The organism is Rhodococcus sp. EPR-134, assembly GCF_001647205.1.
In the GTDB taxonomy this organism is placed as follows: domain Bacteria; phylum Actinomycetota; class Actinomycetes; order Mycobacteriales; family Mycobacteriaceae; genus Rhodococcus_F; species Rhodococcus_F qingshengii.
The window spans coordinates 1-13,865 of sequence record NZ_LVCT01000281.1; the positions used below are offsets into that span (position 1 = coordinate 1).

The 13,865-nt window shown below is 61.9% G+C and carries 7 protein-coding genes and 1 pseudogene; 4 read left to right on the plus strand and 4 right to left on the minus strand.

Translation table 11 applies throughout. From position 1 onward, the window contains the following. Nucleotides 1-5,328: non-ribosomal peptide synthetase (locus A2J01_RS12700; protein ID WP_156519260.1), on the minus strand; the 5,328-nt coding region annotated here is incomplete at its 3' end. Between the two features lie 260 nt (nucleotides 5,329-5,588). Here A2J01_RS12700 and A2J01_RS12705 point away from each other — a divergent pair. The 3 genes from A2J01_RS12705 to A2J01_RS12715 are packed head-to-tail and all read left to right on the plus strand — an operon-like array spanning nucleotide 5,589 to nucleotide 10,071. Beyond that, nucleotides 5,589-6,413: an FAD binding domain-containing protein gene (locus A2J01_RS12705; RefSeq protein WP_007733027.1), complete on the plus strand. Its 825-nt coding sequence runs from the start codon at nucleotides 5,589-5,591 to the stop codon at nucleotides 6,411-6,413. Then, nucleotides 6,410-9,103: a molybdopterin-dependent oxidoreductase gene (locus tag A2J01_RS12710; RefSeq protein ID WP_064112837.1), complete on the plus strand. Its 2,694-nt coding sequence runs from the start codon at nucleotides 6,410-6,412 to the stop codon at nucleotides 9,101-9,103. The genes A2J01_RS12705 and A2J01_RS12710 overlap by 4 nt, the downstream gene beginning before the upstream one ends. Next, nucleotides 9,100-10,071, plus strand: coding sequence for an antibiotic biosynthesis monooxygenase (locus tag A2J01_RS12715; RefSeq protein WP_064112838.1), 972 nt, complete (start codon nucleotides 9,100-9,102; stop codon nucleotides 10,069-10,071). Before A2J01_RS12710 ends, A2J01_RS12715 begins: the two co-directional genes overlap by 4 nt. 58 nt (nucleotides 10,072-10,129) lie before the next feature. Here A2J01_RS12715 and A2J01_RS36835 read toward each other — a convergent pair. Then, a pseudogene (locus A2J01_RS36835) lies at nucleotides 10,130-10,327 on the minus strand (HNH endonuclease signature motif containing protein); the annotation flags it as partial. 202 nt (nucleotides 10,328-10,529) lie between these two features. On the opposite strand from A2J01_RS36835, the gene A2J01_RS12720 reads away from it, so the two are divergent. Next, nucleotides 10,530-12,140, plus strand: coding sequence for an MFS transporter (locus A2J01_RS12720; RefSeq protein ID WP_064112839.1), 1,611 nt, complete (start codon nucleotides 10,530-10,532; stop codon nucleotides 12,138-12,140). 274 nt (nucleotides 12,141-12,414) lie between these two features. Here A2J01_RS12720 and A2J01_RS12725 read toward each other — a convergent pair whose 3' ends face one another. Beyond that, nucleotides 12,415-12,615 carry a hypothetical protein gene (locus A2J01_RS12725; protein ID WP_054186594.1) on the minus strand — a complete coding sequence of 67 codons (201 nt, stop codon included), beginning with the start codon at nucleotides 12,613-12,615 and terminating at the stop codon, nucleotides 12,415-12,417. Between the two features lie 817 nt (nucleotides 12,616-13,432). After that, nucleotides 13,433-13,865 (minus strand): WS/DGAT domain-containing protein (locus A2J01_RS12735; protein ID WP_156519261.1); only part of this gene is annotated, 433 nt, incomplete at its 5' end.

Sequence of the window (13,865 nt, forward strand, 5' to 3'; positions counted from 1 at the left end):
AAACCGCCCATCCAACACATCCACCAACGTCAAACCCCCCACCACAACCCCCACACCATCCCAACCACCCACCACCAACCCACGCTCGGGCACGCCCAAAATTTCCGTATCCCCTACTGGCACTGTTGGATCCGACACGACCGACCGGAGGAGGCGGACGAAACGCTCGCCGAACTCGGCGACTGTGGTGCGCTCGAAGATATCGGAGGCATAGGTGAAGGCGGCATCGAAACCCATGGGGAGGCCGTCTTTGCCACGCTGCTCGGAGAGCGACAGTTGCAAGTCGAATTTGGCGACACCGACGTCGACTGGAACAACATCGACACCCAGTCCGGGTAGTTCGAGGTGGGGATCTGCGGTGTTCTGGAATTCCAACAGAACCTGGAAGAGCGGTGAGCGAGATGACGAACGCTCCGGCGCAACTGCATCGACGACTCGCTCGAACGGCACCTCGGCTTGTCCGAACGCTGCCAGATCGACTTCGCGAGTTCGTGAAAGGATCTCCTCGAAAGTCGCGGCGGTGTCAACGGTGATTCGCAGGACGACCGTGTTGACGAACATCCCGACCAGATCGTCGAGGACTTGCTCGGCGCGCCCTCCTACCGGAGTCCCGATCGCTATGTCCGGCGAGGCGCTCAGCCGTGCCAACAGAACCGCCAGCACTGCGTGCATCACCATGAACGGTGTCGTGTTGTGATTCCGAGCGAGTTCGAGGAGTTCACTGTGCACGTCTGCGGGCACCGAGAATCGGACCGATTCACCGCGCATGGATCGTTCCGCCGGTCTCGGTCGATCCAGCGGAAGGTCGATCACGTCAGGTAGACCGGCCAGGGTGGACGTCCAGTAGTCCAACTGCTTCGCCTCGAGCGTGTCCGGATCGTCGTCACTGCCGAGCAGTTCGATCTGCCATTGGCTGTAGTCGGCGTACTGCACAGGCAAAGGCGACCAGTCCGGTGCCCGTTTCGCAGCCCGCGCCGCGTAGGCGCGGGTCAGGTCGCGGGCCAGCGGCTCGAGGGATGCTCCGTCCGCCGAAATATGGTGAACCACCAGCGCAAGGACATGATCGTCCGGCGTGACCCGAAAAAGGGAGCCGCGCAGGGGCACGTTCGCGCTCACGTCGAACCCCTCGCGAGCGAGATCGGCGATGCGCCTGTCCAAGGCTTCCTCGTCCACGGATACTTCCCACGCGATCTTCGACGTCACGCGTTCCGAAGGCACTACTACCTGATGGGGGCCGTCGACCGACGCCGGGTAGACGGTACGGAGCGATTCATGCCGATCGACAACATCTCCCACCGCGCGCTGCATCGCAGCGACATCCAAGGCACCTGACAGTCGGACCACCATCGGAATGTTGTAGGCCGGGGACGACGTGTCGAACTGATTGACGAACCACAGGCGTCGTTGTGCCACAGACACCGGAATCTTGTCCCTGTACGAATGTGCCTGCAGGATTGGACGCTTCGAACGCGTGCGATCAACGCGGGATGACTTCGCATCCCGCACGTGACGGGCCAATGATTCGATAGTCGGTGCTTCGAACAAAGTCCGCACCCCGAAATCGATTTCTTCAGCGGCATTTACGCGAGCGATCAGCTTCGTGGCAATCAGTGAGTTCCCGCCCAGATCGAAGAAGTCGTCACCCGCACCCACCGTCTCGACGCCTAGAACATCGGCAAAAATCTCGGCGAGCACTAGTTCCTCAGCGCCCTCGGGCGGTCGAAAGTCGTCCGACCGAGCATCGAGCCGAGGTGCAGGTAAGGCAGCGCGATCGACCTTTCCCGCCGGAGTTACCGGCAACTCGTCGAGTAGAACAAATGCCGCAGGAACCATGTACGACGGAACACGGCTCGCGACGTACCGCGTCAGCTCGGCCGTCGAGAGCGCACTTCCGCCGGCAGGCACGACGTACGTGGTGATCGTCGCTGTCCCGGAGGGAGCCGCACGCGCCACGGTGACTGCATTCTCGACCTGCGGACACGACCGCACGACGCTGTCGATTTCCCCGAGTTCGATACGAAATCCGCGAACTTTCACCTGGAAGTCACTACGACCGACGTACTCGAGTCCACGGCCACGGCGCCACCGCACCAAATCCCCCGTTCGATACATCCGCTGCCCGGGGAGGCCGAAGGGGTCTGCCACGAATCGTTCTGCGGTCAACGCATACTTCCGGTGATATCCACGTGCGAGCGCGTCTCCCGAGATGTACAGCTCGCCCACAACACCGTCGGGGACGGGGTGCAATCGCTGATCGAGCACGATCTCCTCGAAGCCGCGGAGCGGACCGCCCACTGTGATGTCCTCCGACGACACCATCGGCTCGCCGATGTTCGACATGACGGTGGTCTCGGTCGGCCCGTACGCATTGCACAGCCGTCGGCCGGGAGCCCACCGCTGCACGAGATCCGGCGGACAGGCCTCACCACCGACCACCACTTCGCCGAAGTCCGAAAGGCCCTCGGGCGAAACTGTTCCGAGCGCCGCAGTAGTGACAAAACCATGCGTGACACGCTGGGATTCGAGGAAGTGAGACAACTCGTCACCGCCGTAGATCGTGCTCGGCGCAATCACCATGGTCGCTCCGGCACCGAAAGCCAGCAGGTACTCGAAAATCGAGGCGTCGAAACTCGGGGTCGAGAAGTGCAACGTTCGCGCATCCTGGGTCGCACCGAACCGCGAACGCTGTTCGGCAGCAAGCGCTTCCAGTCCACGATGCGAGACCGTCACCCCCTTGGGGAGTCCGGTGGACCCGGACGTGTAGATCACGTATGCGGGATTGTCGGGCCGGATCGGGCGCACCCGATCGACATCGGAGATGGAACGCACGGACAACCGTGCAAGTCGGCCACGGAACTCAGCGTCGTCGATCGCTGACCAGGGAACCGAATCCGGCAAGCGATGAAGTTCCGCGACGACCGTGAGTCCCAGTACGGCGCCGGAATCGGTCAGCATGAAGCGAACACGTTCATTCGGATAGGTCGGATCCACCGGCACGAATGCCGCGCCGGCTTTGCTCACGGCCAACATCGCGACAACCGATTCGATCGAACGCGTCATACCCAGCGCCACAATGTTTTCCGGACCGATGCCGCGGTCGATCAATTCTCGGGCCAACTTCGACGAACGCTCGTCGAGTTCTCGATACGTCAACTCGTCATCGAGATACGACAGGGCCACGCCGTCGGGGTGTGTGCGCGCCGCACCGTCGAACAAATCGGCCAGGGTGCGATGCGAAGCGCGCGGGTCACCGCGGACAGGCCGTATCGCGGATCGCTCGTCGTCGGACAAGATATCGATGTCGCCGACCATGATTGCCGGATCCGCTGTGACGGATTCCAGGACGCAGGCGAACCGCAAACCGAGGCCGCGTACCGTCTCGGCGTCGAATAGATCGGTGGCAAACGCGAGCCTCACCGAGATTCCGGACGGCGTACCCACCTCGTCGAACAGTTCGACTGCAGACACTCCGAGATCGAAGCGGCCGATGTCGCGAGGGCGCTCGTCAGCGCCGGCGACGGACTCGAACATCACCTGTACAACCGGCGCATAGGCGGGTACATCCTCCACGTGCAATGGCTGAACCAACTGCTCGAGCCGTATCTCGCTGTGCGCCCGCGCATTACTGTGGACCTCGACGACGCTGTACAGGAGCGCCGTGAAAGTCGTCACCAGATCGACGCGACTCCGGATGGCGACGATGTTCGCGTCGGATCCCGCGGGCGTACCGATCACAACATCCGAAGCACCGGACAACCGGCTCACCAGGAGAGCAAAGCTCGCATGTAAGACCGCACGAGTGTCCGTCCCGAGATCACTCGCCATCGCCGTGATCCGCGCGTGGGTGTCGGCGGCGATCAGGACCTCAACCTGTGCACTGTCCAGCGATTGCGTTGCAGGCCTGGGTCGATCGAAGGGAAGTTGCAAAAGTTCGGGCGCCCCGGTGAGCTCATGTCTCCAATACTCAAGGTGCCGGACTTCGCGTTGTCGTCGCTCGCCCTCTCGGGCCGTCGGGCCGTGAATGTCTGCGAGTTCGGCACCGGAATCAGACGCGATCAACTCTTCCAGCAAGCCGACAAAGTTCCGGTGGTGCTCGCGTAAACCCGCCTCCTCGTATCGGATCGGGTTTGCCCGGAAGTCGACACGCAGCCTGTCGCCGCTCGGATACACGTTGACCAGAAGGTCTTCCACCGGCCCGGAGGTGACGATGTGATACTCCCCAACCACCTCGCCCAACTGCACCTCCTGGCGAAACAGCATGACGTTGACCATGGGCCCGGCATATGAGTCTTCGCCTTCCAGACCGCTCGTCACGCCTGCGTCCCGACGGATGTCGTCGAGGCTGCAGCGCTGGTGCCGCAATGCACCCATGAGCTCATGTTGGACCTGGGCGAACAGTTCACCGACGGTGTCGACCGCTGCGACACGGATGAGAAGTGGCGTGACGTTCACCATCATGCCGCCCGAGTCCCGCAGCACCGCCGTAGTCCGTCCGGACATCGGAACATGAATCTGGACAGTCTCTTTCGCCGTCATCCGCGCGAGGTACAACGCGAGCGCAGCGATGACCGGTGCAGCGTGGTTCTCGGATTCGTAGAGAAGGGCACAACTTCGGTCCGACATCAGTGTGCTTTCGAGTCGGCTCTCGGTTTGCGCGGGCCCAGAAGCCTCCGCCAGGCTGGATCCGGCGAGGGTGGTATTGCGCTCAGCCCAGTACTCCCGGTCGGCGGCGAATCGATCCGACATTCTGTACCGCTCGTCGATGTCGTACAGCGTGCGCAGCGTCGCGGCACGACTCGGCTGCGAGTCCTTTCTCGCCGCCGAGGCCGAGTACCGATGCGCAATGCGGTTCATCATGGTCATGGCACCGAAACCGTCGAGCGCAACATGATGGATGCGGCTGTACCACAGATAGTGCGCGTCCCCGACGCGCAGCACAGCGGTCGCGACGATTCCGTCGACTGCCAGGTCGAGCTGCGTCCGGCAATCTCGGCGCATCCACCCGAGGGCATCCTCGATCGGATCGGGGGACCCACGGAGGTCGACAAGACGGACGGTGATCTCAGATGTCTCGTCCACGTACTGCATCGGTTGACCGTCGATCTCGATCACTTTGAGCAAAGGAGATTGAAACTCGTATGACACCGCTCGCGTTTCGCGATCCAGCAGTTCGACGTCGAGTTCGCCGCGCAGCTCCACGTAGTGCGCTATCAGAATCGGGACTTCGGGATCGAATTGCTGAGCGAACCAGGTTGCCCGTTGGGCGGCCGAGAGCGGAAAGAGCGTCTCATCAGAAGGATCGGTCCGACTTACCTCGAAGGGTTTCACAGCGCCCCGCCCTGCATGATCTCCGCGGCCGCCGAGTGCGTAGCCGCGTCCGAATCAACAGCGCGAAAGCAAGAGGCTGATCGCGCCTCTCAAGCAGTCGTACCCAGAATCGGCACGCGCATGCACCGCCCCACCAGTCGATGTCACGTACGTATCGCTCATGTTTCGCGTGCCCGATATGTACTAAAAGTGTGAATGCGTCTCGTCACCTCGGTAATGTCCCACTCCGAGAAGACACATCCCCCGAGGGGAGCAGGCGCATGGACATCACCACCATTACCGACGTGATACGCCGACCACCGGATCGCCCAGGGGACGTGTGGCGTCCCGGCGACGCCTGGCTCGCGGGAGGAACGTGGCTGTTCTCAGCAGAACAACCCGACACGCGTCGACTGGTCGACCTCACCGCGCTCGGTTGGACACCACTGGAGGTCGGCCCGACTCATTTCGGTGTCGGAGCTACGTGCACCGTTGCCGAACTGTATGCGTTTGTCCCGCCGGACAATTGGCGTGCGAGTCCACTTATTCGCGTCAGCTGCGAGTACTTCCTCTCGTCTTTCAAGGTGTGGAATTCGGCCACCGTAGGCGGCAACATCTGTATGTCGCTTCCGGCCGGACCGATGATCACCCTGGCAGTTGCACTCGAGGCTTCGTTCACACTATGGGCTACCGACGGAACAGTGAGGACCGTCGACGCGTGCGACTTCGTGACCGGTGACCACCAGAATGTCCTGGAGCCGGGCGAAGTCCTTCGGAGCATCGAGTTCCCGGTGCACGCACTCACCAAACGGCACGCCCACCGCCGCTTCAGTCTCACGCACCTCGGCCGTTCGACGATCTTCATGATCGCGACGCAGACTCCTGGCGCCGACGACTTTCACCTCACCATCACCGCCGGCACCACCCATCCGATCCGGCTGACGTTCGACACCATGCCGGACGAGCACTCTCTGCGACGAGCCGTCGACTCCATTTCGGCCGACATTTGGTTCGACGATCCCAACGGAACCCCAGACCACCGCCTCCACCTCGCCCGCCACTACGCCGACGAGCTCCGAAACGAACTCACGGGGAGCCAGTCATGAGCTACACGGTGAACGACCGACAGTTCCACGAGGAGCCGTTCCCGGGACAGTGTCTCCGGACGTTTCTTCGGCACCTCGGACACCACGGGGTGAAGAAGGGGTGCGACGGCGGGGACTGCGGGGCGTGCACAGTGTGGCTCGACGGAACACCGATACACAGCTGCATCACGCCCGCCTTTCGCGCCGACGGTCGCGCGGTAACCACGATCGAGGGACTCGGCACGCCCGAAGATCTCCATCCGATTCAGCAGCAGTTCCGGGATGCACCCGGCTTTCAGTGTGGGTTCTGCACCGCCGGGATGATCATGACCTCGGCGGCGCTCACCGACGCGCAGAAAGAAGACTTGCCGCGAGCGCTCAAGGGAAACCTGTGCCGCTGCACCGGTTACCGATCCATCGAAGACGCGGTCAACGGTGTCGGTGCTGTCGAAGTTGCCCTCCCGGGACAGGCCGTCGGAACCAGCGTCGGGGCGCCGGCGGCCACCGACGTGGTGACCGGCCGAGCCGAATACACTATGGACACCGCCATCGACGGCATGCTGCACCTGAAAGTGCTGCACTCGCCGCACGCACATGCACGCATCACCTCCATCGACACCACCGAGGCGCTCGCCGTCCCCGGTGTCCATCGCGTCTACACCTGGAAAGACGTGCCGCGCAAGCTCTTCACCACGGCAATACATACCGACCACCTTGTCGATCCGGACGACACCTACATTCTCGACAACGTCGTGCGGTTCGTGGGTCAGCGTGTAGTGGCCGTCCTCGCCGACTCCGTCGTCGCTGCGGAAGAAGGCCGTCGGAAGGTGAAGGTCGATTACGAGATCCTGCCTTTTGTGTTCGATCCGGAAGAGGCCATGGCCGACGGCGCTCCAGCCCTGCACGGATCCGACGATCCCTTTGTTCGAGATCCAGAGCACAACATCCTGCTCGAACTTCACGGTCATGTGGGCGACGTCGAGGCCGGGTTCGCCGAGGCCGACGTCATCCACGAAGGCACCTACTTCTCGCCGCGGGTTCAGCACGCGCACCTCGAGACGCACGGTTCGATCTCCTGGATGGAAGACGGACGCCTTCACGTTCGCACAAGTTCGCAGTCCCCCTCCATCGCCAAGGTCAAACTCGCCCATCTCTTCGACCTCCGCCCGGATCAGCTACGCGTGTTCTGCAAACGCGTGGGCGGCGGGTTCGGAGGAAAACAGGAAGTGATCAGCGAGGATCTGGTGGCGCTCGCCACCCTCGACACCGGTCGTCCCGTCTGCCTCGAGTTCACCCGAGAAGAAGAGTTCACCACCGCGTCGCCGCGTCATCCGATGAAGCTCACGATCAAGCTCGGTGCCAAGTCTGACGGAACCCTCACGGCATTTCAGTACCGAAACATCTCGAACACCGGTGCGTACGGAAACCACGGTGGAGAGACACTCTTTGCCGGCGGCGCGGCGGTCTCGCTCTACCGCTGCGCCAACAAGAAGTTCGATGCGTATTCCGTGTACACCAACAATGTTCCGAGCGGCGCTCTACGTGGGTACGGGATGACGCAACCGGCCTTTGCCGTGGAATCGGCCATGACCGAATTGGCCATCGCGCTGGACATGGATCCGCTCGAACTGCGTCGACGCAATATCGTCCGACCGGGCGATTCGCTCGTCGCACTCGAAGACGGCCCAGACGACGTGATCTTCACCGAAGACGGACTGGGGCAATGCATAGATCTGATCGACGCCGCGTTGAAGCGCCAACCGGTTCCCTCGCTCGGAGACGATTGGCTGATCGGCACCGGTACCGCCAGTTCACTACACGAGACCGCGCCACCCACCGAGCACATTTCCGAGGCCTGGCTCACCCTCGGCGAAGACTGTGTATACGAACTTGCCATCGGCACAGTCGAATTCGGTGAGGGAACTTCTACCGCCCACGTGCAGATCGCCGCGAATCAGCTGGGCACAACACCGTCACGTGTACGAATCATTCAGTCGGACACCGACCGAACCGGTTTCGACACAGGCGCTTTCGCCAGCGCCGGCCTGTTTGTCGCTGGGAACGCGGTACTTCGCGCGTCGAATGCGCTCCGCGATCGCCTACTTGCCTTCGCCGCGCACCACACCGGCGTGTCGATTGACCAGTGCTCGATGGACGACGACAAGATCGTCTGCGGTAGTACTCGATTAACACTGCAAGAGATACTCGAGGCCGCACGCCCGCGCGGGATCCGATTCACCGAGGCGCGGAAGGCATACGGATCTCCGCGCAGCGTGGTGTCCAACACTCATGGCTTCCGGATTGCCGTCCATCGCATCACCGGCGAGATCCGCATTCTCTACAGCGTCCAAGCCACCGACGCTGGGGTGATCATCAATCCGGCGCAGGTGCGGGGACAGATCGAAGGTGGCGTCGCCCAGGGCATCGGCTTCGCACTCACCGAGAACTTCCACGTAGACGCAAACGGCGCGATGATGAACCCGAATCTACGTAACTACCGGATCCCGACATATGCAGATATCCCACGCACGGAGGTGATCCTCGTCGAGTCATCCGACTCCGTCGGCCCACTCCGCTCCAAGGGCATGGCGGAGTGCTGCATCAATCCGGTTGCCCCTGCATTGGCGAACGCACTGCAGGATGCAACCGGGTCACGATTCCGGTCGCTACCGCTCACCCCGGAACGCATCTACACAGGCCTGAACCGATGACCGCGCACACGTCGGCGGACAGCGCCGCGACGGTCATCATCGGCCAGCGAGTGCGTGCCGGACGGGAGAAAGAATTCGAGGTATGGCAGAAAGATCTCAACCGAGCCGCCGCAGATTACGCGGGCTTCCTCGGGGCAGAAATCGCGGCTCCGACGCCCACCCAACCCGATTGGGTGATCGTGTACCGATTCGACTCCATCGCTCATGTTCAAGCGTGGATCAACAGCGCGACGAGGCAGAACTACCTCGACAGCGGTCGTCAGTTCTTCGACGGCCCGGCCACGCAGCAGGTAGTGAGCGGCGGGATCAGGCCTCCGGACCCACTGCTGACCGTCGTAGTGACGCACCGAGTCGGTGACGACAGCATCGACGAGTTCCTTGCCTGGCAGGATCGCCTTCGGGAGGTGGAGAGTGCTTTCGACGGATTCCGCGGCACCGAACTGTTTCGCCCCGTCGACGGTGTGCAGGATGAATGGACCCTGCTGTATCGCTTCGACAATGCTGCCCACCTCGATACGTGGCTGACTTCCCCTGAGCGACAACAACTCCTCGCCGAGGGCCGCAAGTTTCACGACTTCGAACTGCGAACCGTGGACAATTCGTTCGGCAGTTGGTTTGCCTTCGACGAGAACGGAAACGAGGCCCCTCCACCTTCGGAGACAAAAACCTCGATCGCGGTCTGGGTCGGTCTCTACCCGACTGTCGTCTTGCTTACTTTGGCGCTGTCACCGCTGAAGCTGCCACTCTGGCTCGGATTGTTGATCGGCAATCTGCTGTCGAGCTTCATCATGAGTTTCTTCACGATGCCGTACTACGTGAATCGACTCCTGCGCCGTTGGCTGCGTCCGCCTCCGGGGATTCCTGTCGCAAAAACCAACGCACAAGGGGTGGCAATCGTCGCTGCGGTGACCTTGTTCTGGGTGGTCGTCTTCTATCTGGTGACTACTCAGTTCTGGTCGCTGCCTTGAACTCTCCGGTACACGAAAATGCCAGCGTATGCTCCGGGGCATTATTCCGACGGCTTTCACACCCCGGAAACGCACACCCACCATCGTGCACCGCCAACGCCCGCCGCTGCGGAACCGTCGCCGTTCTCACTTCCCTACCGCACTCGAGCCGAACACCATTCTCGTCCAACAAGATCCGAGGACCGTGCAATCGCACGCCAACATCCGTGTCGCCACTGATCGGCCCCACCCAATCCGTCCACGCGAACCCCAGTTCCCAATTCGTCGAACCATGCAACCACTGCGCGATCGCCGCGCACAGGTGGATTATGGAATGCTGGCGCCGAATTCGGTCCGACGTCAACCTCGACTGCTGGAGCACTGTACAACTTTCGATTGATGCGCTCCGTCCACGGTGAACCGTAGTGTGACCCCGTGACGGAAACGCATCGGCCTCAGCGCTCTCTCCTGCCCCACGCATATCCAAGTGGTGGAGCCTCGTCGTACTCGCGCTGGGCCTGGCGATGATCGTCATGGACGGCACTATTGTGGCCGTCGCCCTCCCGACAATCATCGACGACCTGCACCTGAACATTACTGACGCACAGTGGGTGAACTCGCTCTACGCGATCGTGTTCGCCGCGCTATTGCTGACCACTGGCAACCTCGGCGATCGCCTGGGCCGGCGAAATATTTTCCTCGTCGGCATCGCTCTGTTCCTCGCCGGCAGCCTCTGGGCGGCCAAGTCCGGGAGCGCCGAGATGCTCATCTCCGCGCGTGCACTGCAGGGCGTTGGTGGCGCGTGCATCCTCCCGTCCACACTTTCGACAGTCAACGCGACCTTCCGCGGAAAGGATCGGGCCGCCGCATTCGGTGTCTGGGGGGCGGTCATGGCCGGCGCCGCCGCACTCGGCCCGCTGCTCGGCGGCTGGCTTACCAGCTCGTTCAGCTGGCAGTGGATCTTCTACGTCAACATCCCCATCGGCCTTGTATTGATAGTCGCAGCGCTGGTTGTGATCCCCGAGACCCGCTCCGGCGACTCCCGCCCCGGCTTCGACGTGGATGGGCTATTGCTCAGTGCGATCGGCTTCGGTGCACTCGTCTTCGCGATCATCGAGGGCAGCACCCTCGGCTGGTGGAAGCCACTCAAAGACTTGAGCCTCTTCGGTATGACGTGGTCTGCGGACATGCCCCTCTCGATCGTGCCGATCCTGCTACTCCTGGCTGCCGTAGTGTTGACGCTGTTCGTGTTCTGGGAACGCCACCGTGCCAGAGTCAATCGGTCCGCACTTCTAGATCTGCACATGTTCTACACCCCCACCTTCAGCTGGGGGAACATCGCCGCGATGATGATCGCGGTCGGCGAGTTCGGCTTGATCTTCGCGCTGCCACTGTTCCTGATCAATGCCATCGGCCTGAGCACCCTCGGCGCCGGCTTCGTACTGGCAACGATGGCAGCCGGCGCCTTTCTCTCCGGCACCATGGCCCGTCACCTGGCGGCTGCGATCGGTGCAGCCGGCACAGTCGTTGTCGGCGTCGTCCTCGAGATCATCGGCGTGTTGGCACTCGTACTCGTCATCAGCGCGGACGTCTCCCCTGTCACGGTCGGTGCAGTGCTCGTGATCTACGGTGTCGGCCTCGGCCTGGCGTCCGCGCAACTTACCAGCACCGTGTTGTCCGATATACCGGTAGACCTGTCCGGGCAGGGCTCCGCCACGCAGAGCACCGTTCGACAGATCGGCTCGGCGCTCGGCTCCGCAGTCGTCGGCGCGGTCCTGTCGATCGGACTGGCCCACTACCTCGGCAGTATCCAGGGTTCCGCGGAGAACTTCACCGACGCCACCCGAGAATCCGCGGGCGGCGCGATCGCCGGCCTACGCGCGAGTCACGGCCCCGACGAGGTCATCCATCAGTTGTCCGAGGCCTTCGCCTCAGCCACTCAATGGGCGATGGTCGCAGCGATCGCATTCCTCGCCCTCGGCCTAGCGGCGTCTCTGCGGGTACTGCGGGTCACACGCCAGGAGAGCTCGACAGATGACTCGACGGGCGAAGACGAGCTGCTAACCGATCCCACCTGTACCGACGTCTGACCGCATCTCCTGGAATCAAAGGTCCACGGGGTGCTCGACATTGACGCGCAGCACTCGCGGAAACGAGCCGGTGCCCCGTCCGGCCGACGGTTGCACGAGGTCGCTGATTCGAGACGGCATCCCGTTTCGGGGATTAGTGTTGATACGAAATCTTTCGATGTCGACAAGCCTGCCACCATCTGATTCGACGCGCACTCGCACAGAGCACCAGTGGCTCGAACGCGGAACATCATCGATGCAATCGCACGGAGTCGGGTCAGGTGAGCTGATGACGTCAATGACCGGTCGACATACCACCCACCGGGGGATGAGTCTGGGCTGCGCCGTTCGCTTCGAGGTTGTCGAAACCCAGATCTTGCAGGTAGCGGGCTACGGAGTCGAGTCGCCGGGTTCGGTCCGGATGGATGCTATGTACGGCGATGTTCAGCGCCAACCTGAGGCAGGTCAGCATCAATCGCCGCAGATTGACTTCCACTCGCCGGCTCAGTTGCCTTCGGGGCCGCACTTGCATGTTCGGGTCTGGTGTTCAGTGTCCTGGCCGCTGTGTCGGCCTAAGTCAGTGCGAGTGCGCTCCCGTGGTTCTGCCCTTGGTTTGGGCCATTCGAATCCAGCCTTACGTCGACGAATGCTGGGGGTACTCGCACCGAGCGTCTTCGCGGCAGCAACGCCTACCTGATCGACGTACGCTTTGCTGCCTCGACGGAACGTGGGCACTGGCCTGATCACGCAACGTGAAAGAGCAACTCTGGCATCGCCAAGTCTCAGCGGCACTTTCGTGTTTGCATGGCGAATGCAGCGCGGAACACTTCCAACGTGAATCATGGGACTGGGACTCTGGGGCCTACAGATCGAAGCGCCACACAAAGCGTCAATGGACAGGTAGAGAACAGTCGGACTATCCGAGACCTCATCGTGCGCGTGGGCGCGTCCTCTTCGTTCGAGAAGCCCTTCATCGGTTACGCATTCGTCTTTTGCTGGGCATTGCGCCGCGGCACATTCGGTGTTCGCGTCGATGCGGCTGTACACCGCGGAAATGCGCAGCGCGTTGAACCGGTTATCGCTGGGGGTGTCGGCCGAATCCGGTGGGAGTGAGTCACATCGCCTATGGCTCGATCGGTTCCACAATTGCCCCTCCCTCACCGGAATCGCTGCTGGAGTGACTTTCGGAATGACAGTCGGAGATGTAGTCGGCACCGCACCTGGCGACGTCGGCGCCACCTCTGTCAAGTTACCGGCACGTTCAACTGCCTGAGCCGATGCTCGATCTCGAACCATTACACACGCCCAAGCTGTCAGTACGACGTTGTCACGGTGGCGTCTGTGTGCCGAGACCCAAGTGCCAGCACGGCTCTAAACCCTTCGGCGACGGCTGTCATCAATGCGGGTTGGTCCGGAACTGCTCTCACGTCGACGTTGATCCCGACACACATGTGCGAGTCGTAAGACATCAAAGTCGCGTTGAAAGCCGATCCGAGGGTAGGACTGAATGCGAATTGGCGAATTATCCGCGCACCGGCGAGGTACAACGGTGTCGAAGAACCAACGACGTTGGATGCAACAAAATCCATGTGCTTGAGCATGTCGCATGTGACCGCGACCGGCAGCAAGTTCAGCATTCTGGCCAAGTGAGGAGATAGCGGAATCGCCGGCTCGTTCCGCCAACTTTCTACGATGGCGTGAACACGACGGATCAATTTCTCCGGATCTGCAATATCGACCGGAAGA